The sequence below is a fragment of the Sphingobium sp. RS1 genome (assembly GCF_056156825.1).
The window spans coordinates 1,188,471-1,210,381 of record NZ_JBLZXE010000002.1 but is presented as its reverse complement, the minus strand read 5'-3'; the positions used below and the strand labels follow the sequence as shown (position 1 = coordinate 1,210,381).

General features: G+C 63.5%; 26 protein-coding genes and 1 tRNA gene. 13 read left to right on the top strand and 14 right to left on the bottom strand.

Translation table 11 applies throughout. The annotated features are described in order from the left end of the window. Positions 1-58: 58 nt before the first annotated feature. Both otsB and ACNHGR_RS07410 read right to left on the bottom strand, forming a co-directional pair. Positions 59-817, bottom strand: a complete 759-nt coding sequence (gene otsB / locus ACNHGR_RS07415; RefSeq protein WP_475288355.1) for a trehalose-phosphatase — start codon at positions 815-817, stop codon at positions 59-61. Positions 818-891: 74 nt separating this feature from the next. Then, positions 892-1,050, bottom strand: a complete 159-nt coding sequence (locus tag ACNHGR_RS07410; RefSeq protein ID WP_184265513.1) for a hypothetical protein — start codon at positions 1,048-1,050, stop codon at positions 892-894. A gap of 130 nt (positions 1,051-1,180) precedes the next feature. On the opposite strand from ACNHGR_RS07410, the gene ACNHGR_RS07405 reads away from it, so the two are divergent. From ACNHGR_RS07405 to ACNHGR_RS07385, 5 genes are all read left to right on the top strand, one after another. Beyond that, a complete protein-coding gene (locus ACNHGR_RS07405; RefSeq protein ID WP_475285086.1) occupies positions 1,181-2,101 on the top strand; it encodes a LysR substrate-binding domain-containing protein in 921 nt (306 codons plus the stop codon). Between the two features lie 46 nt (positions 2,102-2,147). Then, the gene (locus ACNHGR_RS07400) at positions 2,148-2,390 is read left to right on the top strand and encodes a type II toxin-antitoxin system CcdA family antitoxin (RefSeq protein ID WP_475285084.1); all 243 of its coding nucleotides are present in this window, start codon (positions 2,148-2,150) and stop codon (positions 2,388-2,390) included. Further along, on the top strand, positions 2,390-2,686 hold the full coding sequence (locus ACNHGR_RS07395) for a CcdB family protein (protein ID WP_475285082.1): 297 nt from the start codon (positions 2,390-2,392) through the stop codon (positions 2,684-2,686). The genes ACNHGR_RS07400 and ACNHGR_RS07395 overlap by 1 nt, the downstream gene beginning before the upstream one ends. 45 nt (positions 2,687-2,731) lie before the next feature. Continuing rightward, positions 2,732-5,020, top strand: coding sequence for a DNA topoisomerase IV subunit A (parC, locus tag ACNHGR_RS07390; RefSeq protein WP_475285080.1), 2,289 nt, complete (start codon positions 2,732-2,734; stop codon positions 5,018-5,020). Positions 5,021-5,108: 88 nt separating this feature from the next. Then, on the top strand, positions 5,109-6,863 hold the full coding sequence (locus tag ACNHGR_RS07385) for a putative bifunctional diguanylate cyclase/phosphodiesterase (RefSeq protein WP_475285078.1): 1,755 nt from the start codon (positions 5,109-5,111) through the stop codon (positions 6,861-6,863). Here ACNHGR_RS07385 and ACNHGR_RS07380 read toward each other — a convergent pair. From ACNHGR_RS07380 to ACNHGR_RS07365, 4 genes are read right to left on the bottom strand one after another with little or no spacing between them, the layout of a single operon-like run. Next, positions 6,827-8,041, bottom strand: a complete 1,215-nt coding sequence (locus ACNHGR_RS07380) for a CCA tRNA nucleotidyltransferase (protein ID WP_475285076.1) — start codon at positions 8,039-8,041, stop codon at positions 6,827-6,829. The genes ACNHGR_RS07385 and ACNHGR_RS07380 overlap by 37 nt on opposite strands. Next, on the bottom strand, positions 8,022-8,630 hold the full coding sequence (locus ACNHGR_RS07375; RefSeq protein WP_475285074.1) for a CoA pyrophosphatase: 609 nt from the start codon (positions 8,628-8,630) through the stop codon (positions 8,022-8,024). The genes ACNHGR_RS07380 and ACNHGR_RS07375 overlap by 20 nt, the downstream gene beginning before the upstream one ends. After that, positions 8,627-9,193, bottom strand: a complete 567-nt coding sequence (locus ACNHGR_RS07370) for a DUF1285 domain-containing protein (RefSeq protein WP_475285073.1) — start codon at positions 9,191-9,193, stop codon at positions 8,627-8,629. The genes ACNHGR_RS07375 and ACNHGR_RS07370 overlap by 4 nt, the downstream gene beginning before the upstream one ends. 42 nt (positions 9,194-9,235) lie before the next feature. Beyond that, positions 9,236-9,772, bottom strand: a complete 537-nt coding sequence (locus ACNHGR_RS07365) for a GNAT family N-acetyltransferase (protein ID WP_475285071.1) — start codon at positions 9,770-9,772, stop codon at positions 9,236-9,238. A gap of 123 nt (positions 9,773-9,895) precedes the next feature. Here ACNHGR_RS07365 and ACNHGR_RS07360 point away from each other — a divergent pair, with 123 nt between their 5' ends. Then, positions 9,896-10,279 (top strand): dihydroneopterin aldolase, encoded by a 384-nt coding sequence (locus ACNHGR_RS07360; RefSeq protein ID WP_184265486.1) that lies wholly within the window; start codon positions 9,896-9,898, stop codon positions 10,277-10,279. A gap of 91 nt (positions 10,280-10,370) precedes the next feature. Here ACNHGR_RS07360 and ACNHGR_RS07355 read toward each other — a convergent pair whose 3' ends face one another. Then, positions 10,371-11,318, bottom strand: a complete 948-nt coding sequence (locus ACNHGR_RS07355; RefSeq protein ID WP_475285069.1) for an isopenicillin N synthase family dioxygenase — start codon at positions 11,316-11,318, stop codon at positions 10,371-10,373. 106 nt (positions 11,319-11,424) lie between these two features. Between ACNHGR_RS07355 and ACNHGR_RS07350 the strand changes: the two genes are divergently transcribed. Together ACNHGR_RS07350 and ACNHGR_RS07345 are read left to right on the top strand one after the other, a co-directional pair. Beyond that, on the top strand, positions 11,425-11,832 hold the full coding sequence (locus ACNHGR_RS07350; protein ID WP_184265480.1) for an EVE domain-containing protein: 408 nt from the start codon (positions 11,425-11,427) through the stop codon (positions 11,830-11,832). A gap of 152 nt (positions 11,833-11,984) precedes the next feature. Beyond that, complete coding sequence (locus ACNHGR_RS07345; protein ID WP_475288354.1) at positions 11,985-12,275, top strand: hypothetical protein; 291 nt, start codon at positions 11,985-11,987, stop codon at positions 12,273-12,275. Between the two features lie 134 nt (positions 12,276-12,409). Here ACNHGR_RS07345 and ACNHGR_RS07340 read toward each other — a convergent pair whose 3' ends face one another. Beyond that, positions 12,410-12,712 carry a glycine zipper 2TM domain-containing protein gene (locus tag ACNHGR_RS07340; protein WP_475285067.1) on the bottom strand — a complete coding sequence of 101 codons (303 nt, stop codon included), beginning with the start codon at positions 12,710-12,712 and terminating at the stop codon, positions 12,410-12,412. Positions 12,713-12,834: 122 nt separating this feature from the next. Here ACNHGR_RS07340 and ACNHGR_RS07335 point away from each other — a divergent pair, with 122 nt between their 5' ends. Further along, positions 12,835-13,275 (top strand): cupin domain-containing protein, encoded by a 441-nt coding sequence (locus ACNHGR_RS07335; protein WP_475285065.1) that lies wholly within the window; start codon positions 12,835-12,837, stop codon positions 13,273-13,275. Positions 13,276-13,447: 172 nt separating this feature from the next. Here the strand turns inward: ACNHGR_RS07335 and ACNHGR_RS07330 are convergent, their stop codons facing one another. Beyond that, on the bottom strand, positions 13,448-13,780 hold the full coding sequence (locus tag ACNHGR_RS07330) for a hypothetical protein (protein WP_475285063.1): 333 nt from the start codon (positions 13,778-13,780) through the stop codon (positions 13,448-13,450). A 306-nt stretch (positions 13,781-14,086) separates the two neighbouring features. Here ACNHGR_RS07330 and ACNHGR_RS07325 point away from each other — a divergent pair, with 306 nt between their 5' ends. After that, the gene (locus ACNHGR_RS07325) at positions 14,087-14,779 is read left to right on the top strand and encodes an FkbM family methyltransferase (RefSeq protein WP_475285061.1); all 693 of its coding nucleotides are present in this window, start codon (positions 14,087-14,089) and stop codon (positions 14,777-14,779) included. Between the two features lie 161 nt (positions 14,780-14,940). On the opposite strand, the gene ACNHGR_RS07320 is transcribed toward ACNHGR_RS07325, so the two are convergent. The 4 genes from ACNHGR_RS07320 to ACNHGR_RS07305 form a co-directional block, all read right to left on the bottom strand. Continuing rightward, positions 14,941-15,015: transfer RNA gene (locus tag ACNHGR_RS07320), tRNA-Thr, on the bottom strand. Positions 15,016-15,044: 29 nt separating this feature from the next. Then, the gene (locus ACNHGR_RS07315; RefSeq protein ID WP_475285060.1) at positions 15,045-15,902 is read right to left on the bottom strand and encodes a hypothetical protein; all 858 of its coding nucleotides are present in this window, start codon (positions 15,900-15,902) and stop codon (positions 15,045-15,047) included. Next, positions 15,899-17,218, bottom strand: a complete 1,320-nt coding sequence (locus ACNHGR_RS07310) for a replication-associated recombination protein A (RefSeq protein WP_475285058.1) — start codon at positions 17,216-17,218, stop codon at positions 15,899-15,901. Before ACNHGR_RS07310 ends, ACNHGR_RS07315 begins: the two co-directional genes overlap by 4 nt. A gap of 27 nt (positions 17,219-17,245) precedes the next feature. Then, complete coding sequence (locus ACNHGR_RS07305) at positions 17,246-18,424, bottom strand: glycosyltransferase family 4 protein (protein WP_475285056.1); 1,179 nt, start codon at positions 18,422-18,424, stop codon at positions 17,246-17,248. 125 nt (positions 18,425-18,549) lie between these two features. Here ACNHGR_RS07305 and ACNHGR_RS07300 point away from each other — a divergent pair, with 125 nt between their 5' ends. The 3 genes from ACNHGR_RS07300 (at position 18,550) to gloA2 (ending at position 20,224) form a co-directional block, all read left to right on the top strand. Next, the gene (locus tag ACNHGR_RS07300; RefSeq protein WP_184265460.1) at positions 18,550-18,768 is read left to right on the top strand and encodes a hypervirulence associated TUDOR domain-containing protein; all 219 of its coding nucleotides are present in this window, start codon (positions 18,550-18,552) and stop codon (positions 18,766-18,768) included. Positions 18,769-18,989: 221 nt separating this feature from the next. Further along, on the top strand, positions 18,990-19,643 hold the full coding sequence (locus tag ACNHGR_RS07295; protein ID WP_475285054.1) for an MOSC domain-containing protein: 654 nt from the start codon (positions 18,990-18,992) through the stop codon (positions 19,641-19,643). 197 nt (positions 19,644-19,840) lie between these two features. Next, positions 19,841-20,224: an SMU1112c/YaeR family gloxylase I-like metalloprotein gene (gene gloA2, locus ACNHGR_RS07290; RefSeq protein ID WP_475288352.1), complete on the top strand. Its 384-nt coding sequence runs from the start codon at positions 19,841-19,843 to the stop codon at positions 20,222-20,224. Positions 20,225-20,275: 51 nt separating this feature from the next. On the opposite strand, the gene ACNHGR_RS07285 is transcribed toward gloA2, so the two are convergent. Further along, positions 20,276-21,862, bottom strand: a complete 1,587-nt coding sequence (locus tag ACNHGR_RS07285) for a M28 family metallopeptidase (protein WP_475285052.1) — start codon at positions 21,860-21,862, stop codon at positions 20,276-20,278. Positions 21,863-21,911 lie beyond the last annotated feature (49 nt).

The following is a 21,911-nucleotide window of genomic DNA, read 5'->3' as shown; positions in this document are numbered from 1 at the left end:
TGCTGCTTGGATCGGTCTGCCCCCAATTTGTTGGTCACGACAAAGGGGCTCCGGAAATCTATCCGGCGGCCCCCTCGGACAGATAATGCCTGACGGCGGCAACCTGTTCCAAAAAGAATGACGCCAATGTGGGACGCGGTGTCCCGACCAATATGCCGGCGCCGCCCAGTTCGGTGGCAGCGGCAAAGCCTTCCTCGTCGGTCACGTCGTCGCCGATGAAGACCGGCACGCCGCCGGCCATCGGCTGCTGCTGCATCAGCGCCGTCAGGGCGCTGCCCTTGTCCGCGCCGCCGGGACGCAGTTCGTACAGCATCTTGCCATGTTGCAGTGCCAGCCCATGATCGCGTGCCAGCAGATCGGCCAGCCCCCCCGCTGCCTCGCCCCAGATTGGCGCGCCACGGAAATGCAGGCCGACGCTGATCGATTTGCGCTCGACCAGCAGGCCCGGCTTGTCGTCGGCAAAGGCGTGGAAGGCGGCCTCTACCGCGTCGATCGCCGGCAGGCGGGGCGGCGCCTGCACCGCTTCGCCGGGATGCGCAAATTCCAGGCCATGCGTCCCCGACAGCAGGAAATCGCCCAGGCCCAGGTTGCGCAAGGTCGCGATCGACCGGCCGCTGACGATCGCCAGCCGCCCCTCCAGCCGATCGCGCAGTTGGACCAGCATGGCCAGCAACGCGTCATCGACACGAACCGCATCGGGCGTGTCGGCCAGCGGTACCAAAGTCCCGTCGAAATCGAGGAACAGCGACGCGCCGTTTAGCAGCGCGATGGGAGGAGGGGGAGGGGCGGATTGGGGGGCGGGGTTGGATTCGGGCACGGGGGCAAGGTGGCGTCCCCCGCCCAAACCGCAACCCCTGTCATGCCGTCGCCGGTGGATTTTCTGCGCCGCGCTCAGGATCGGCAGCGTCGATCCTCGACCCACGGCGCCGCCCACTGGATGCCATGCAGGACGCGAAACGCCTGCATGATCCGGGCAACCAGCCGGTCGATATCCTTGTTGATCTGCTCGCGGCCGTCATTCCACAGCCGGTCGTCATATTCGTCGCGCATGATGCCGTCCTTTCTGAGGCAGGAGGCGGACCGGAGCATCTGTCCGCGATCCGGCTTGTGCCCGATCGGGGCCATTGCCGCCAGCAAAAGGCTGGACCTCATAAATAAGGTCAGCTTATTAATTGCGGTCATGACCAGCCTGCCGCCCCTGTCCGCCATTCGTGTGTTCGAAGCCGCCGCGCGGCTGGAAAATTTCACTGTCGCCGCGCAGGAATTGGGTATGACGCAGGCGGCCGTCAGCTATCAGGTGAAGCTACTGGAAGAGCGACTGGGCCTCAGTCTGTTCCAGCGCGTCGGACGCAAGGTGGCACTGACCGACAAGGGGCGTGAAATCGCGCCCGTCCTGACCCGCGCCTTCGACCTGATGCGCGACGGCTTCGCCGCACTGACGCAGGATCATGCGGCGGTGCTGACGATCAGTTGCACCAACAGTTTTGCGCATCTGTGGTTGGCGCCCCGGATCGGTGCGTTTCAGATGCGCCATCCGCACCTTGCCGTGCGCATCCAGGCGAATGATGCGGTGGTCGATCTGGCCCGCGACGGCGTCGATCTCGCCATTCGCGGCGGCAAGGGGGAATGGCCGGGTCTCGAAGCGAAGCTGCTCACCCACAGCCGCCTGGTGCCCATGTGCAGCCCCGACTGGCTTGCCCGCCATAGCCCGATTGCGGATGCCGCCGCCTTGCTCGCCTTGCCGCGTCTCTCGCCGGAAGATAGCTGGTGGCGTGACTGGCTGACGGCGATGGGCGTGGAGGCGAGCGACCATGACGGGCCACCTGCCATCGCGCTCGACAGTCAGGTAATGGAGGGGCGGGCTGCCATGGCCGGCCAGGGTATCGCCATCCTGACCCACATGTTCTGGCGCGCCGAGGTGGAGGCCGGGCTGCTGGTGGAGGCGGTGCCATCCTATGTGCGTGACAAGGCGAGCTACTGGATCGTCTACCCGCCGCATGCGCGCAACACCCCCAAGACCAAGGCCTTTCGCGACTGGATCAGCGCGGAATTCGCCGCCGAGATCGCCGCCGATCCGGACGGGCGCTACTTGCCGCGTTGATGTGCCATGCGTATGTTCATGCGCATAATGAATGCGGGAGTCGATGATGACCAGGCATGAACGAGTGACTGCGCGCAAGGCGACGAACCTGTCGCTGGACGTCGATCTTGTGGCTGACGCCAGGGAATTGGGCATCAATCTGTCGCGCGCCTGTGAAGAGGGGTTGCGCAAGGAAATCGCAGCGGAACGGGGACGGCGCTGGCAGGAGGAGAATGCTGCCGGCATCGCTGCCTCCAACGCCTATGTCGAAAAATATGGATTGCCGCTCGAAAAATACCGGATGTTCTGATGGCTCGCCTTTGCGTGCATCGCCTGCCTGACGGTGGACATGTTCTGGATTGCCAGTCCGACCTGCTGGATCATCTGACGACGCGTTTCGTGGTGCCGTTGATTCCGATCGAGGATGTCGGCACGCCGATGGCGAAACTCAATCCGATATTCGACGTGGATGGGCAGCGACTGGTCATGATGACGCAATTTTCCGGTGCGGTGTCTGCGCGGTCATTAGGTAAAGTCGTTCTATCGCTGGGGGATCGGAATTATGACATTTCCAACGCCCTCGACATGCTCATGTCGGGCTATTGACCAAATCCGTTTCCGTTCACCTTCCGTCCTGCTAAGCCGTCCCCAATGACCGACTATCGCGACCCGTTCGACGCCATCAAGGATCACCCGTTCGACGATGCGCTCCAGCAGCGCTATCTCGTCTATGCGCTCTCGACCATCACGGCGCGATCGCTGCCGGACTTGCGCGACGGGCTGAAGCCGGTGCATCGCCGCCTGCTCTGGGCGATGCGTCTGCTACGGATGGAGCCGGGCGGCGCGAACCCGGACGTGCTGGTCGCCAATCCGGCGCGCAACACGACCGCCTACAAGAAATGCGCCCGCGTCGTCGGCGACGTCATCGGTAAATATCACCCGCATGGCGATGCGTCGGTCTATGACGCCATGGTGCGTCTGGCGCAGGACTTCTCGCTGCGCACGCCGCTGGTCGACGGGCAGGGTAATTTCGGCAATATCGACGGCGATAATGCGGCGGCGATGCGCTATACCGAAGCGCGCCTGACGCAGGCCGCCGCCGACCTCATGTCCGGCCTGGACGAAGGCACGGTCGATTTCCGTCCCACCTATAATGGCGAGGATGAAGAGCCGGAGGTTTTTCCCGGCCTCTTCCCCAATCTGCTCGCCAACGGCGCCAGCGGTATCGCCGTCGGCATGGCGACCAGCATCCCGCCGCATAATGTCAGCGAACTGATCGATGCGGCCGGACTGCTGATCGACAATCCCGATGCCGATCATGCCGCGCTGATGCAGATCGTGCAGGGTCCGGACTTTCCGACCGGCGGCGTGCTGGTCGACAGCCCCTCTATCATTTCCGAAGCCTATGCCACGGGGCGCGGCGCCTTCCGCACGCGCGCGCGCTGGCACAAGGAAGAGGAAGGGCGCGGCAGCTGGATCGCGGTCGTCACGCAAATCCCCTATCAGGTGCAGAAGTCGAAGCTGATCGAGCAGATCGCGGCGCTCATCAATGACAAGAAACTGCCCATCCTGGCCGATGTGCGCGACGAATCCGACGCGGAAATCCGCATCGTCATCGAACCGCGTGCGCGCACCGTCGATCCGCAGATGCTGATGGACAGCCTGTTCCGGCTGACCGATCTGGAAAATCGCTTCCCGCTCAACCTCAACGTGCTCGATTCAACCCGCACGCCCCGCGTGCTGGGTTTGAAGCCGCTGCTGATCGAATGGCTCAGGCATCAGATCGACGTTCTGGTCCGCCGCGCCCAGCACCGGCTGGACAAGATCGCCGCGCGCCTCGAACTGCTCGACGGCTATATCATCGCCTATCTCAACCTTGACCGGGTGATCGAGATCATCCGGACCGAGGATGAGCCGAAAGAGGTGATGATGGCCGAATTCAGCCTGACCGATCGTCAGGCCGAGGCGATCCTGAACATGCGCCTCCGCTCGCTGCGCAAGCTGGAGGAAATGGAGTTGCGGCGCGAACATGCCGAACTGGTCAAGGAAAAGGAGGAACTGGAAAAGCTGGTCGAAAGCCCGGCGCGCCAGCGTACCCGCCTGAAGAAGGATCTGGCCGCGCTGCGCAAGCGCTACGGTCCAGACGTCGATCTCGGCCGTCGTCGTACCCTGGTGGAAGAAGCCGCCCCGGCGCGGGAAATCCCGCTGGAGGCGATGATCGAGCGCGAGCCGATCACCGTCATCCTGTCCGAACGCGGCTGGATACGCGCGATGAGCGGCCACCGCGATCTGGCCGCCGCCGACACGCTCAAGTTCAAGGAAGGCGACGGCCCGCAATTCGCCTTCCACGCCTACACCACTGATAAGCTGCTGATGGCGACCGCTACCGGCCGGGTCTACACGCTGGCGTCGGACAAGCTGCCGGGCGGCCGTGGTTTCGGCGATCCGGTGCGCTCGCTGGTCGACATGGACAATGAAGGTGCGATCGTGGCTTTCATGCCGGCGCGCACCGGTGCGGAACTGCTGCTGGCCTCGTCCGACGGGCGCGGCTTCGTGGCCGCCGTGGCCGATCTGATGGCGGAAACCCGCAAGGGCAAGCAGGTGGTCAATGTCCGCACGGGCGCGAAGCTGAGTGTCATCCGCCCGATCCCGGCGGAGGCGGACAGCGTCGCGGTGATCGGCGAAAATCGCAAGCTGCTGGTCTTCGCCCTTACTGAAATGCCGAAAATGGCGCGCGGGCAGGGCGTGCAGATGCAGCGCTATCGCGATGGCGGCCTGTCCGACGCGATCGCCTTCAGGCTGGCTGATGGCCTCAGCTGGACGATGGGTGGCGAGTCGGGGCGCACCCGCACGGAAAGCGACATGATGCCGTGGAAGGTTGCCCGCGGCGCCGCCGGCCGCATGCCGCCGACCGGTTTCCCGCGCGACAATCGCTTCTGATTTCAGCTTTTTATCCGTTGGTCTGATTTCCACCATATCGGCGGTTAGCGTTTCCCGAAAATTTACTCCTTCTGGATACAGCGGGGGTATGGAATCGACGTCGGTGCGTAATTTGCCGGTCATACAGGCCAGCGGCACCCCCTTGAGCGGGGGCGATGACGCGCATCCTGACTGCGCCATCGGCGTGACCGAATGGCTGGCGGCACTACCCCAGCTGGCGGCTATTTTTTCATATGAAAACAATGAAATAGACTTCAAGCAGGGCAATGCCCGCTTTGTCACCGTCTTCCGTTCCAACCCGCAGCGCAGCAACCCGTCGGATCGGGTGGCGAAGGAATGGCGGGAACGGGCCATCAGCTTCATTCAGTCCGGACGCGATTCGGACAGTTTCGAACTGCGCCGCGACGGCAAGCTCGGCCCGGAATATTTCATGTGTACGCTCGGCCGCCTGCCCGCCGCCCAAGGCCATCCCGAATATTATCTCTTCACCGCGATCGATCGCACCAGCGAGCGCACGATCGAGAAGAATCTGCGCCGTGAACTGCTGTCGGACGGCCTGACCGCGCTGCCCAACCGCACAGGCTTTGGTGAGGAAATTGACGATCGTCTCGCCAATGGCTCCTGGCCGGACAATGCGCAGTTCGGCATCATCGCCATCGACCTCAGCCGGTTCAGCCGGGTGAATGAATCGCTTGGCCCGATGGCCGGCGACGAACTGCTCATCACGGTCGCCAAGCGGCTCAAGTCCAGCCTGCGTCAGGGGGATGTCCTGGCCCGCATCGGCGGCAACGACTTCGCCATTTTTGCACGTCTTAACAATGGCTTGTCGGATGCTCTTCATATCGTTCAGCGGATCAAGGAGGCGCTCAGTTCGCCCATCCGCCTGAGCGACCTCCAGATCCGTGTCGATTGCGCGATCGGCTGCGCCCTGTCGCTCAATCTGGACGATGATCCCGACGATGTCGTGCGCAAGGCGCAGGCGGCAGTGAAGATCGCCAAGCGCAGCGGCAAGGTGGAAATCTACCGCAATGGCGTGCTGAAGGAAGCGCAGCGCCGCTTCTCGATCGAAAGCCGCCTTCGCGATGCCCTGGCGCAGGGCGGCCTGACGCTCGCCTATCAGCCGCTCATCCATCTCCAGACCGGTGAAATCACCGGCTTCGAGGCCCTCGCCCGCTGGAATGACGAGGAACTGGGTGATGTCTCTCCGGTCGAGTTCATTGCCGTGGCGGAGGAAAGCGGCCTCATCACCTCGCTTGGTCGCTGGGCTGCCTATGAAGCGGCACAGGCGCTGTCGCGCTGGGATGCGAAATTCGGCCAGGCGTTGCCCGTCGGCGTCAACGTCAATCTGTCGCCGATCCAGATGGCGCGCGACGATGTCGCCTCCATGTTCGAGGAAGCCTTACGCTATTCCGGTATCGCCGGCAGCCGCCTGACCGCGGAACTGACCGAAAGCGCGATCATCGCCGATCCCGACAAGGCGCGCAAATTGCTGGTTGCGCTCAAGGGGTTGCAGATGCCGATCGCGATGGACGATTTCGGTACCGGCTTCTCCAACCTTGCCAGCCTGCACAGCCTGCCGATCGACATCCTCAAGATCGACCGAAGTTTCGTGTCCTCCATGCTGGAGGATCATGACAAGGCGGTCATCGTCCGCACCATCCTGTCGCTCGCCGAATCGCTGAACCTGAAGGTTACGGCGGAGGGGATCGAGACGCAGGCGTTGGCCCATGCCCTGCAACAAATGGGCTGTTGGCAGGGGCAGGGCTATCATTTCGCCCGTCCGATGGGCGAGAATGACGCCTTCGATTACTGGCGCGCGCGCTGGAATTTCGAAACGATCTGATCCGCGATCGCCGCGACCCGCTCAGCGTCGGGGAAATCCTCCGCCACCCATAGCGCCTGCACCGCATGCAAGGCCTTGGCCACGTCCGGTCCGGGCGGCAGGCCACGCGCGATCAGGGCGCCGCCACCGATCGGCAAGGCCAGCGGTGTCCAGCCTTCCAGCGCGGCCAGCGCTGACAAATCCTGTCCGATATCCAGCAGCAACCGGTCGATTGCGCCTTCCACCCCGACCCGATAGGCCAGCGCGCGCGGCGTCTCAGCGATGGCTGCTGCCGGCTCCAGCGCCACGACCAGCCGCTTGCGCGCCTTGTTCGATAGTTTCAGGCGCGCACCCACGCCATCGGCCAGCGCCGGATCAGCCGGCAGCAACGCCGCCAGTCGACGCAGCGCCGATCCGCCGATACTGCTCTCCGCCTCCCGCGCCATCAGCGCCTCGACCCGCGCCACGCCGGCCATATCGACTTCCGGCAGCACGGGACGCAATATCCCGCCCTCCACCATCAGCCGCAGCGCATGGACCGGCGCCGCCACGCCCAGCAGTTTCAACAATTCGTCCGCGATCCGCTCGCGCGACAGCGCCATCAGGCTGTTGGCGGCGGCAACGCACGCGTCGTAAGCGCTACTGTCCAACTCGTTGTCGCCATAGCGCGCCAGGAACCGGAAATAGCGCAGGATGCGCAAATGATCCTCGGCGATCCGCGCCGATGCGTCACCGATGAAGCGCAGGCGTCGCGCCGCCAGATCGGCAAGCCCGTCGAAATAGTCGCTGATCTCGCCCGTCAGCGGATCGGCATAGAGCGCGTTGATGGTGAAGTCCCGCCGAGCCGCATCTTCGCGCCAGTCGTCGGTATAGGCGATCGTGGCGCGCCGTCCGTCGGTGCTGACATCCCGGCGCAGGGTGGTGATCTCCACCGGTCCATCGGGCAGTACGGCGGTGATGGTGCCATGGTCGATGCCGGTCGGCACTGCCTTGATCCCCGCCGCCTTCAGCCGGTCGACCACATCATGCGGGTCCAGCACCGTGGCGACATCCAGATCATTGACCGGCAGCCCCAGCAGCCCGTCGCGCACCGCGCCGCCGACAAAACGTGCCTTGCCTTCCGCCGCGTCCAGCGCGTTCAGCAGGCCATCGAGGCCGGGGCGATGGCGCCAGGCGGCGTCAGGCGGCAGGACGGTCATGGCCCAGCCTCCGTGACAAATTGGCCAGGATCGCCGCTGTAATGCCCCAGATACGCCGACCCTCCCAGAAAATCTCGTAATAATGGCGCATCGCGCCGGCAAATTCGACCTCGCGCCGCATCCGGTTGGCCGGGTCGAGCGCATAGGCCAGCGGCAATTCGAACCAGTCCGCCACTTCCCCTTTCTGCGCACGCAGCGGCAGGTCGGGCGGAATGACACCCAGCACAGGCACGATATCGAAGCCCGTAAAGGTGCTGTAGCGATCGGACGTGCCGATCACCTCCACCCGGTCGGGCGACAGGGCGATTTCTTCCTGGGCTTCCCGCAGCGCGCCGGCAATCTCGTCGGCATCGCCCTCATCCACCCGGCCGCCGGGAAAGGCGATCTGCCCCGCATGCTTGCGCAGCGTCGTCGCGCGCTCGGTCAGGATCAGGCCGGGTTCGGGCCGGTCGGTGATAGCCACCAGCACGGCAGCCGGCGCCAGCGCGATGTCGCCGATGATGCGCGGGTCGCGTATGTCGTCCGGTGCAATGTCGGTCCGCCGGTGCCCGTCTTCCAATGCGGTGCGCAGCCGCTGCGCCAATGTCATGCGGCGCCGTCCAAGGGGAAGAAGGCGCCCTCGCTCCACAGGCCGACCCGCGCGCCATCCTCTTCCAGCGCCAAATTCATCAGTTCATAATAGACGCTGCGCCCGACCAGCGCCTCCAGTCCGCCACGCACATGCAGATAGGGATGGGGGCCGTCCGGCGTCTCGCGCACCGTCAATTCATGGTCCGGCCCGGCGGTCACGATATCCCCGCTGTTCAGGCGGAATGCCAGGCTGCGCGCACGTCCTTCGCCCTCGCTCTTCAGTTCGACCGCGACGAAGGGGGCGTCCTCCACCTCTATGTCCAGCTTCTCGACCGGGGTGACAAGCACATGGCTGCCATCCGGTTCCCGCCGCAATATGGTGGAAAACAGCCGCACCATCGTTTCGCGCCCGATCGGCGACCCCTGATGATACCAGGTGCCGTCGCGGGCGATCCGCATCTCGCTGTCGCCGCAATGGTCGGGATTCCATTTCTCGACTGGCGGCAGGCGCTTTTCGGCGGCCAGCCGCGCGATATCGGCAAGCGACAGGGTGGCGAGGTCGGGCAAGGGTTCCATCGGCATGGGGCGGAGATAGGAGCCTCTGCGCCGCGCGCAAAGAGTTAATCAGGCCGCGACGGATATTCTGGGGCTGAGCATGCCCGTTCCGCCGACTGGACGGCCATCGACCGACAGGGCGAGCAGCCGGCGCGGCTCGAACGGGCCGGGCGCGTCCCAGCCTGCGGTGCCATCGGCGGCGAAGCCCCAGAAGCGGCCATAATATTCCGGATCGCCGATCATCATCAGCGGCTCGCACCCGATCGCGCGGGCGGCAGCGACCACCGCGTCCATCATCGCCCGGCCATGGCCGCCAAATTGATGCGCCGGCGCGACAGCGACCGGGCCGACCATGATGAGCGGCGTCTGCCCGCCATCCGCATCGGTCAGCGCCACCGGCCAGCTTTGCAGCGACCCGATCAGCGTGCCGTCGGCATCGACCGTGGCGAAGGAGAGGGCGGGCAGCCAGGGCATGCCTTCACGGATACGATAGGCGGTGCGGCCATGACGGTCGGGTCCAAACGCCGCGTCGAGCAGTTGCTCGATCGCCGCTTCGGGCTGACTGTTAAGGGGCACAATGTCTGACACGTCTTGCCGATCCGCCATCAATGGCGCATGGGGCAGCGCCGGAAGCGGGGCTTTAGCGTCCGCTTCGCAAAATGAAAGACTAAATAGGCCCCGGCTCACACCATCTTATGTGGTGGGACGCGGCCCTGATGTGGCAAGGCTATGCAGACGGGATTTGACGATTTTCTGACGCTGGAGGTGAACAACCTGCACGTCGATGTACTCACCGGCATCTATTCGGAGGAGACGCATCTCCCCCAGCCGCTGCGTATTTCCATCCGCGCGCGCCTGCGAATCGCCGATCATTACGAGCCGGACACTGCGCTTTCCCAGTCCAAAAATTATATGGACCTGAAGCATTCCGCGTCCACCGCGCTGCCCGAAGGCGTGCATTTCACCCTGATCGAGGCGGTGGCCGACCATATCATCGACACCATCTTCCTTCAGGACGACAAGGTCAGCCATGTCGAGGTGAAGATCGTCAAGCTGGCGCTGAGCGAACGTGGCGAGGAAATCGGCATCACCCTCGGCCGCGGGCGCAAGTAAATCAGGTTCCGTTCGGTTCGAGCTTGTCGAGAACTGTTCTCGACTTGCCTTCTCGGCTTCGCTCGAAGGCTGCTCGAACCGAACGGAATTTCTACCCCTTCTGGATCAGCCCGATCTCGATCAGCCGCTCGGTCAGATAATCATGCGCGCTGATCGGCGGATCGCGGCGCGGATTATCCTCGCTCACGCATTGCGGCAGCGCGTCGATCATGAAATCGGGGCGCAGGTGCAGGAAGAAGGGCATGGAATAGCGCGAATGACCGCGCCGTTCGGGCGGCGGATTGACGACGCGGTGGCTGGTCGACGGCAGCACATGGTTGGTCAGCCGCTGCAACATGTCGCCGACATTGATTGCCAGCGCGCCGGGCGGCGGCACCACGGGCAGCCAGTTGCCGCTGCGATCCTTCAGTTCCAGCCCGCCTTCTTCGGCGCCCAGCAACAGGGTGATGAGGTTGATATCCTCGTGCGCCCCAGCGCGGATACCCGGTGCCTCCGCTGACACCGGCGGATAATGGAGCAGGCGCAGGATCGAATTGCCATGTTCAATGGGGCCGTCGAACCATCGTTCGGGCAGGCCCAGATACAGCGCGATCGCCGACAGCAATTCCGCGCCAACCCGGTCGAACTCGCGATAGAGTTTCGCGAAGACCGGCTCGAACTCCGGCATTTCGCTTGGCCACACGTTCGGCGGCATCGTCTCGGCCAAAGGATCGCCCTCGGGCAGGTCGCGGCCGACATGCCAGAATTCCTTCAGGTCATTCTCGCTCGCGCCCTTGGCGATTTCGACGCCGAACGCCGTATAGCCACGTTGCCCGCCATTGAATTTGGCGTCATAGGCGCGCTTGGTTTCCACCGGTTGATCGAAGAAGCGGCGCGCCAGCGCCCAGCCATCATCGACCAGTCTCTGATCCATGCCATGATCCTTCACCATGGCGAAACCGAAGCGCTGGAAGGATTGGCCAAAGGCCGTGGCGAAGTCCGCCTTGCTCATTTCCGCCATGGACAGGACAGGCACCTGATCCAGTACCGCTTGCGACACGTCTTATCTCCACTATTCGTTCAGAAGGGGCGATGGCTCATCATATAGGCCGGCCCGCGCATGACGCATCCTTGATCGCGCCGAGGCGCTGTTGCAAGGAGGCAGGATGAACTACTGGCTGATGAAATCGGAACCCGATGCCTTCTCCTATGACGATCTGGTCAAAAAGGGGAAGGCCGAATGGGACGGCGTGCGCAATCATGCGGCCCAGGGGCATATGAGGGCGATGCGCAAGGGCGACCTGTCGATCTTCTATCACAGCAATATCGGGGTCGAAGCGGTCGGCATCATGACGATCGTGGAAGAAGCCGCACCCGACAGCACGGACGATAGCGGCAAGTGGATCGCGGTGCATGTCGCGCCTGTCGAACGGCTAGCCAAACCGGTGACGCTTAAGGCGATGAAGGCCGATTCGGCACTCGCCAACATGGTGATGCTGCGCCAGTCGCGCCTGTCCGTCGCCCCACTGACAAAAGCCGAGTTCGACCATATTGTAGCGCTATCAAAGGCTTAAATAGCGGGCAAAACCATGGTTGCACGGGACGCAACCGGATCGTCATTTTTTGCGATTGTCGCTTTGACGCGCTGCAACATATGACGACCTCCAACAGAAAAAGAACAATAAGAGGTGTTTGATCGGCATTCACAAGGAGTTTACCCATGCGAATGCTGTCCAAGTTCATTGTCGCCGGCGCCGTCAGCGCCATCGCCGCCACTGCCGCTCAGGCTGAAGATGCCGCTCCCAAGCAGCGCTTCACCCACGAAGGCTACACCTATGTCTATCAGGTGAAGGACACCAAGACTGGCAAGGTGATTTCGGGTCGTCGTTTCCCTGACGCCGTCGCCTTTAATCTGGCCGTCAAGAACGGCAAGGTTTCGGGCGTATCGGGCGGCCAGCAGGTTGCCTTCAAGGTGGAAGACGCCCGTGGCGCCGCTGCGGAAGCCTCGGCTGACTGATTATGGCGCGCTCCAGACCGGAGCGCTGCAAACAGATAGGGACGGCATCCGACGGGATGCCGTCCCTTTTTTGTTGTCGAACAGCAAAGGCAGCGAAGCCGGCACGCGCTCCTGACACGCGCCGGCCGCTATGCTCAGCGGCAGCGACGCTTGCTGTCGATTTCCTTGCCGAGCAGAGCGCCGCCGGCCGCGCCCAGAATGGTGCCGGTGGCGCGATCCCCGCGAGTATCGATCGCCCGGCCGACCAGGGCGCCGCCGACGCCGCCCACGATCAGGCCGGTCGTGCCGTTCGATTTGCGGCAATAGGTCCGGCCGTCACGGCCACGCCATTCCTTGTACCGATAATGTTTGCGGGCCTGGGCGCCGTCGGTCGGCACGGCCATCGACACCGGGATGGCCAGCGAGATGGCGGCCAGGGCGAGCAGGGCATTACGCATGATATTCTCCTCCGAATTGCGTGATTTGTCGCTTCAACCCGTCTACATTGATCCAGGTTGCATGAACGTCAGGCAACAATTTAAGTTACTGTTTCTAATGCAATAAAATTTGAGGTGAATGGATGGGCGGCGACGATGAACGGGAAGGACGCCGGCTGGTCGAGGCGCTGGATCTCGCGCCTCATCCCGAAGGCGGTTGGTATCGGGAAACATGGCGTGCCCTCGCCGGACCGGGCGAGCGAGCTGCCGGCACCGCGATCCTCTTCCTGCTGGAGGCGCATCAGCGGTCGCACTGGCACCGTGTTGATGCCGACGAACATTGGTTCTGGCACGCCGGCGCACCGCTCATCCTCTCCATTGCCGCGCCGGGGGAGGCGGCCCGCGACCTGCTGCTGGGACCGGACATTCTCCATGGCGAAATGCCGCAGGGCTGGGTGCCCGCCCATCATTGGCAGGCGTCAACGCCGCAAGGCGGCTGGACGCTGGTCAGTTGCACTGTGACGCCAGGCTTTGATTTTTCAGGCTTTTCCCTCGCGCCACCGGACTGGGCGCCGCCCGGCTGACACTTATCCACACTTATCCACAGATTTTGATGGCAGTCCGTCAAAAAACTGTCGGATTTCGCTTTGAACGACTCAGGACTGGTGAGACCATCTCTATATCGGAACGGTGGAAATGGAGCGATCCAATTCCAGAAAAAACTGAGAAATCAGGAGTTTGAGCCGTAACGACAGTTCATCGGCAGGCAATATCCGCAAGGGTGGAGCCGGGCAGACGGACGAAATGCTTGAAGCCCTTGCCGGGTACGCGCGAAAGTGAACGTCGGGCATTGGAAGCGGGCATTTTAGCACCGGGCAGGCGGCCCTTGGCCAGAACCCGGAGCAAAACCTGCGCGGCGCCTTCGCCCTGAAGGATGGCGCACAGGATCGGCGGGCGGATGATCGCATCTCTTCGTGAGAAGCGGATCGCCTCGGCAGGATCATGTTTGCCGGCTTCGGCTGGCAATACGGAAAATGCTTGAGGAAAAGCCTGACGGAAGTGGGGACCGGCAGCAATGCCGGCCCCCATTTTGCGTTATGGCCCTGACAAGGGTGGTCGGCCGATCAGTGCCGCATCCAGACTCCTGTGTTCTGTCATGACCTGTATTTATTCCGTTGTGGCGGCGCGCGTCTTCCGACAGGAAAACATATTTGCATATCGCAACAATTATGTCTTTTGCTGTCATAATTATGCGGAAGTATTTGAATGATTTAAAGATATTCATACGGTCATATTCTTCTGCAAAGCTTTGCATGTACAGGCTATTCGAAAATTATCTGGCATAGTGCTGCATTGTCAAATAGCCTGACTTGGCAAGCTAAGTCGGAGATTCATATGAATTTGGACATAGAGGATTTTGCAGAAGCCAAAGAGATTGAGTTTAAAGGAAAGACTTTTGTCTTTCCTGAAACCAGGGGCAAAATTGCGGCCTGTTGGAAGAAAGGCCGTTTCTACGAAAGGCGAATGCTTCGGCATATATGGGGGCTGAAGATCGAAGGCGTCTATCTCGATATCGGCACGAATATCGGCAATCACTGCCTGTTCTTCGCCGCCATGTGCAAATCCAGTTTCGTGGTCGGCTTCGAACCCTATCGCGCCCTTCGGGCCATTGCCACGGATCTTCTCGCTATCAACGGCATGGGCCATAAGACGATGGTGATGCCGGTTGCCCTGGCTGACGAGCGCAAGCTGATCGATCTCAACGTGCGCGAGCGCCCCCTAACCATACAGGCGCTGACGGCGGACTCCGTTGCACCCGGTAAGGTCGGATTGATGAAGATCGACGTGGAAGGCGCGGAAATTCCGGTCCTTCGTGGCGCCAAGCGCATCCTGGCCGAAGATCGGCCACGCGTCTTCATCGAAGTATTCGACAACCAGATCGAAGAGGTGCGGTCGATCATGCGGGATGCCGGCTATGTCGAAACCGGCAAGGTGTTCAATCCATCGCCGACTTATGAATTCGTCCCGATTGAAATCGCTTCCACGATTCCAGAGGAAGATATAGATTCGGACGCAGATTTTTTCTGACGGAAGCGGCCGGGTTCAGGCTGGCCATCGGCGGTCCGGGGTCAGCAAATGCGTATGGCGGACATCGGGTCCGCCATGCCGGCGGTTCGCGTCTGTGGCCTGCGTTGCCGCAGGCTAAAAATCCCGAGCTGGCAGGTCGGAACGGCGTTTTGGTCTGTGAATGGTGCCGGATGAGGGGATCGAACCCCCGACCTTCGGTTTACAAAACCGCTGCACTACCGCTGTGCTAATCCGGCGCACCCTTTCGAGTGGGACGCCCTTACTATCAGTTCACGCCAAAGGTCCAGCCCTCAGTGCGCGCAATTTGCGCTGTCAGCGCGGACGGCTGCCATAAGGCCGGCCGCATCGCCGCGCGCCGCATCCAGGCGGCGGTCACGATCGCGTCGGCTCCATGATCGTCCGGCATCACATCGCCATGCGTTTGCGATCCCAGCGCCGCCAGCGCCTGGTTCAGCGCCTCCGCATCGCGCATCTTGGTCCGCCCCTTGGGCCGTCCGGCCGCACGCGCCGCGATGCTGGTATAGATCTCCACCACCAGCGATCCCGCCTCCGGTAACAGATCGAACGGCCAGACCGGTACATGCGGCCGCACATGATGCAGCAGCCGCATCCCGGCAAAGCTGGCCTTGGCCACCTGCGCCGCGCCGATCGCATCATAGACGGTGGACGGCTTGCCGCCGCCGCCGGCATTATATTGCGCCTCGCAGACGCGGTTATGCATATAATCCGCTTTCGCCCCGTCCGCCTTGCCGAAATAGAAATGGCGGCGATGGGCGATTTCCAGCAGGCTCGCCGCGCCCAGATCCGCGTCCTCGCAGATCGCATCGACATAGGCCCAGAAGGCCGGCCCGTCTTGCGGCACGACATCGCCCGGCAGATAGCCGCCGCGCGCAACGAAAGGCGGCGCAAAGCTGAAGTCGAACCCGAACAGCGTCGGCGCCTCCCGCGCGGCGCCGATCAGCCAGTCCGCCACGGCCTGTCGCGACCAGACGCCATCCGGCGCGGCAACCAATAGCGGTACGGCGTCGCCTTCCGCGCATAGCGCCACGGCAATCCCCTTGTGCCGCGAACCCTTGGCCCCCGACCAGTCGATCGCCGCGAACCGCGCAAAGCGGGGCGTCACTGCCCTCCGCGCTCCGCCCGCAGCCGGTTCCAATGCGCGATCCGCTCGGCGATCCGTGCCTCAAATCCGCGATCGGTCGGCGTATAGAAGGTTTGCGGGGCCATCTCCTCCGGCCAGTAATTCGCCCCGGAAAAGCCCTCCGCCGCATCATGGTCATATTGATAGCCCTTGCCGTAACCGACTTGCTTCATCAGCTTGGTGGGGGCGTTGACGATGTTCATCGGCGGCATCAGCGATCCGGTATCTCGCGCCGATTTGAACGACGCCTTCATCGCCATGTAACCCGCGTTCGATTTGGGCGCGGTCGCGCAATAGAGACAGGCCTGCACGATCGCCAGTTCGCCCTCCGGCGACCCCAGAAACTCATAGGCGTCCTTCGCTGCCAGGCATTGCACCACCGCCTGCGGATCGGCCAGGCCAATATCCTCGGTCGCGAACCGCACCAGCCGGCGTAGCACATAGAGCGGCTCTTCCCCCGCCGTCAGCATCCGCGCCATATAATAGAGCGCCGCCTGCGGGGCCGACCCGCGCAGCGACTTATGCAGAGCGGAGATGAGGTTGTAATGCCCCTCCCGATCCTTGTCATAGACCGCGACCCGGCGGTGGAGCAGGGCGGACAAGGCGGCCGGATCGAGCGGTTCGGGGATGTCGATCGAATAGAGCGTCTCGACCTGGTTCAGCAGGAAGCGCCCGTCGCCATCCGCGCTCGCCACCAGCGCCTCGCGCGCGGCGGCGTCGATCGGCACCGGCCGGCCGGTCAGCGCCTCGGCCCGGTCCAGCAACTGCTCCAGCGCGGCGGCATCCAGCCGGCGCAGGATCAGCACCTGCGCCCGCGACAGCAGGGCCGCATTCAGTTCGAAGCTTGGATTTTCGGTCGTGGCCCCGACCAGGGTCACCGTGCCATCCTCGACAAAGGGCAGGAAGCCGTCCTGCTGCGCCCGATTGAAGCGGTGAATTTCGTCGACGAACAACAATGTTTTTTCGCCCAGCCGGGCATGGTCCTTCGCGGTCGCAAAGACTTTCTTGAGGTCGGCCACACCTGAAAATACGGCCGAAATAGGGGCAAAGCGCATGCCCACCGCATCCGCCAGCAGTCGCGCCGTGGTCGTCTTGCCGGTGCCCGGCGGCCCCCATAATATGATGGAAGACAGCCGCCCCGCCGCCACCATCCGGCCGATCGCGCCATCCGGCCCGGTCAGATGTTCCTGTCCCACGACATCGGCCAGCGTGCGCGGACGCAGCCTGTCGGCAAGGGGGGCGGTATCGGCCGGCGCATCGGCGCCGGGCAGGTCATCGGGAGCGAAAAGGTCGGCCATTGCCACCGATATAGGCGATAGGATGGATTATGGAACCGGGCTGGATCGCGGTGCCAGCCCCTGCGCCCGCTGGCCGATAACCCGCAAATAGGTGTCGACCAGCGCCTGATTGACCTGGTCCCAGCCATTGCGCTCCGCTCGCGCCTGCGCGGCGGCACCGGCGGCCTGGCGGGCGTCGGGGTCGATGCAATAGGCTTGCAGCGCATCGGCAAAGGCGCCGATCGCGCCGGGGCGGATCAGCCGACCGGTCACGCCTTCCGTCACCAGGCTTTCGCTGCCGGTCGCGCGCGCCGCCACCGTTGGCAGACCGCACGCCATCGCCTCCAGCGTCACGTTGCCGAACGTCTCGGTCACCGACGGATTGAACAGCATGTCCATGCCGGCGACCGCGCGGCCCAGATCCGGCCCCTTCTGAAAGCCGGTGAAGACCGCATGGGGCAACCGGTTCTGGAACCATTCGCGCGCCGGGCCTTCGCCCACCACCAGTACCTTATGCTGCACCTGCCGCGCGGTGAGCTGGTCGATCGTGTCGGAAAAGACGTCCAGTCCCTTTTCCATCACCAGTCGGCCGATAAAGCCGATCGCCGGCACATCGTCGCCAATGCCGAGCGACTGGCGCCATGCCATGTCGCGCCGGCCAGGGTTGAAAATCTCCCGGTCGATGCCGCGCGTCCAGATGCCGACATCATAGTTCATCCGCTGTTCGCGCAGCAGTTGCGCCATCGATTCGGACGGCGCGACGATCGCATCGCAGCGGCGATAGAAGCGGCGCAGGATGGATTCGATCAGCGGCTCCAGAAAGGCCAGCCCATAATAGCGCGGATAGGTTTCGAACCTTGTATGCACGGACGCCACAGTCGGCAGGCTCCGCGCCCGCGCCCAGCTCAGCGCCCGATGCCCCAGCGGATCGGGGCTGGACAGATGGACGATATTGGGTGCGAACGCCTTGAGGTCGCGGCGAACCGCCGCCGACATGCGGTGCGGCACCCGATATTCCTTGCGCCCCGGCACCGGGAAGGAGGGCGTGCTGACCAGATCGCCCGCCGGCTCGAAAGCGGGGGTGTCGGTGGTCGGCGAATAGACGCGTACCGCCGCGCCCTGCTTCAGCAGATAGCCGACGAAGCGATTGAGCGCCTGGTTCGCACCATCGCGGACATAATTATAATTGCCGCTGAACAGGGCAACGCGCAGGCCGGTAGCATCCATCGGCGCCCCTTATATCAACCCGCATGAAAACCCAAGGGAACCAGAGCGCTCGCCGGGAATTTTGCCTTCGCTGATGACGAGTAACGGCCGACGCAGCATGTGCCCAACATAGGAGAGGACGCCCCATGACCGATACATTCCGTAAGGGAACGCGGGTCAAATGGAATTGGGGGCAGGGCGTCGGCCGAGGGCGCATCGCGGAGCGTTTCGACCGCCACGTCGAGCGCACGATCGAAGGGTCGCTGATCCGTCGCAACGGTTCGGCCCGCGATCCCGCCTATCTCATCACCGCCGACAATGGCGGCCATGTCCTGAAATTGCGGTCGGAACTGAGCGCGGGCTGACAGGCATAAAGTCTATATGGTAGTCTATCCGGGAGGACGACGGATAAACCTCGTCATGCTGAACCTGGTTCAGCATCCATTCCTCCCCACGGCCCAGTGACGCATTGCGACATGATGGATGCTGGGGCCGCCGCGGGATATCGGCCGACAGGGTTCTGGAAGGGGCCTCTTCCCGCAAACCGGTCATCGCCTCCGGCGCGTGACCATGGCAGGATAGGGCTATGACGACCCCATCCATGACCATCGACGCGCTGCTGGTCGGCACGCCCGTCCCTTTCCGTGGCGAGGATTACAGCGCCATCGCCAAGCAACCGGTCAGCGGGCCGGTCCGCATCACATGGGACGGGTTCGAAAGCGATGCCGTGGCCGACCGCATCCACCATGGCGGCAGGGACAAGGCGATCCACCTCTATCCGCAGGATCATTATGGCTGGTGGCGCGAACGCAGGCCCGATCAGAGCCTGCTCGACGCGCCCGGCGCCTTTGGCGAAAATATCGCCTCGCGCGGCCTCACTGAAACCGACATCTGCCTCGGCGATCGCTTTTCGCTGGGCAGCGCGATCGTGGAGGTCAGCCATGGCCGCCAGCCCTGCTGGAAACTCGACCACCGTTTCGGCGCGCGCGATATCATGGCAACCATCGTCAAGACCGCCCGCAGCGGCCTCTACTTCCGCGTCCTGCGCGAAGGGGAGGCGCAGGCGGGCACGCGCATGGACCTGCTGGAACGCCCCTTGCCCGACTGGAGCATCGCCCGCGTCTTCCACCTGCTCATCGGCGGCGGCCACAAGCGCGAGCCAGAAGCCGTACAGGCGCTGGCGAAGATGCCGGTCCTGGCCGGGGCTTGGCGGGAGAGGGCGAACAAGCTGGCGGGGTAGGGGCTGGGAACGACCACGTGCGGACCTAATAGCCCCTCCCCTTTAGGGGAGGGGTTGGGGTGGGGGATCGCCTATAGGCCCTGCGTTATGAGGATGGACCCCACCCCCGTCCCCTCCCCTGAAGGGGAGGGGCTTATGTCGTGTTCCCACCCATCCCAGCCATTTCCCTGAGCGCGGCAATGGCCTACATCCGCTGCATGCGTGCCATTCATCATATTGCTCTGATCTGTTCCGACTATGCGCGGTCGCGGGCCTTTTATCGCGACCTGCTGGGCCTGCCGGTGATTCGGGAAGTGTGGCGGGCGGAGCGGCAGTCGTGGAAATGCGATCTCGATGCCGGCAATGCACAGATCGAGCTATTCTCCTTCCCCGCGCCGCCGCCGCGCCCGACCCGTCCGGAGGCCTGCGGGCTGCGTCACCTCGCTTTCCTGGTCGAGGATCTGGATGCCGAGGTCGCGCGGCTGGAAGCGGCGGGCGTGTCGTGCGAACCCATCCGCATCGATGAATATACCGGTCAACGCTTCACCTTCTTCGCCGACCCGGACGGGCTGCCGCTCGAACTTTATGAAGGCGCGGCATAAACCGCGCCCTCAGACATGGCTTCCGCCGATACTCGCTTTCGGGGCAGCGCCCTATTTTGCGAACCGCTTGAAGAAACTGTCCGCATTCCAGCTTGGCCGCGTATCGGCATTGGCGACGCGCAGCGTCACGGCGGTAACATAGGCGTTCAGCCTGGCGGTTTCGCCGGGCATCACTGGCTGCTTGAGGTCGTCGAACGGCGAATGATAGAGGTTGGCCCGCCACGCCTTTTCCGTTTCGGCCTCCGGCGTCGCCGCCTTGAACCCATATTTGAAGAAGAGCGCGGGAATGCCCTGGCGGATGAAGGCATATTGATCGGATCGGATGAAAACGTTGCGATCCGGGAAGGGATCGGGCGTGATCGGCAGGTGCATCTGCGCGCTCACCGCCTCCGCATCCTGCCCCAGAGAACTCTGGTCATAGCCGATCGGCGTCACACTGGTCAGCGGGAAGATGGGCAGCGCCATGTCGAAATTCAGGTCGGCGACGATGCTGTCCGCCGGCACGGTGGGCCGCCCGGCGAAATAGCGCGCGCCTAGCAACCCCTTCTCCTCCGCCGTCACGATGGTGAAGAGGATGGAGCGTTTCGGTTTCACCTTGCCGGCCTTCAGCGCACGCGCGATTTCCAGCACGCTGGCCACGCCCGAAGCATTGTCGAACGCGCCATTATAGATGGCGTCGCCCTTGATCGGCGTGCCGATGCCATAGCCGTCCAGATGCGCCGAGAGCACTACATGCTCGGCCTTCAGCGTCGGATCGCTGCCCGGCATGACCGCGACCAGATTGGGGGAGGTCAGGTCGCGCCGGGTGGCCGCGACACGGGCCTTGAACCGCAGCGTGAGCGGGAAGCTGGCCACCGGTGCGGCGGCGTCGGCCGCTGCGGCGATCGCGTCGAAATCTTTGCCCGTCCCGGCGAAAAACTGGGCTGATTTGGCCGGATCGAACTGCGCACTGAGGAAGGGCGCTTTGGTTTCCCGCATGGCATCATTGGCAAAATAGAGCGCCGGCGCCCCGGCCAGCGCGACGCGACGGACCCAGGGAATTTCGACCTGCTTGGGTGTCACCAGGGTGATGAGGCCGAGCGCCCCCTGCGCTGCCAGCCATTGTGACCGCTCCGACCGGGCATGCGATTTGAGTGCGCCCGAAATAGTGGCCGGCCCGCCCGACAGCACCACCACGATCTTGCCCTTCAGGTCCAGCCCGGCGAAATCGTCATGCCCTGCCTCCGGCAAATGCAGGCCATAGCCGGCAAAGACCATCGGCGCGTCGATCTGCTCCGGCACCGGCCCGCCGCTTCCCGAGAAGATCAGGTCGCCGGGCACCGCCAGCGCTGTCTCCCCCTGCGGCCCCACCAGTGCGGCGCTGCTCTGGTCGGACTGGATGCGCTGCTCGACGAAGGCGACCGGCTGCTTGTAGCCGTCCACCCCGGCGGGCTTCAGGCCCAGAGCCTTGAACTGGGCGATCACATAGTCGGCGGCGCGATCATAGCCCGGCGTTCCCGTGCCGCGTCCTTCCATGCCGTCATTGGCCAGCGCTTCGACATGCGCCCACCAGCGCGCGCCGGCATCGTCCGCCGTTGCCGCATGGGCGGTGCCGGGGATCAGGGAAAGCAGGGGAAGGGCAAGGAGGGAAAGGCGCATCAGTGCGGACTCCGCTTATTATCAAGGGCTAACATGCCAGACCCTGTCC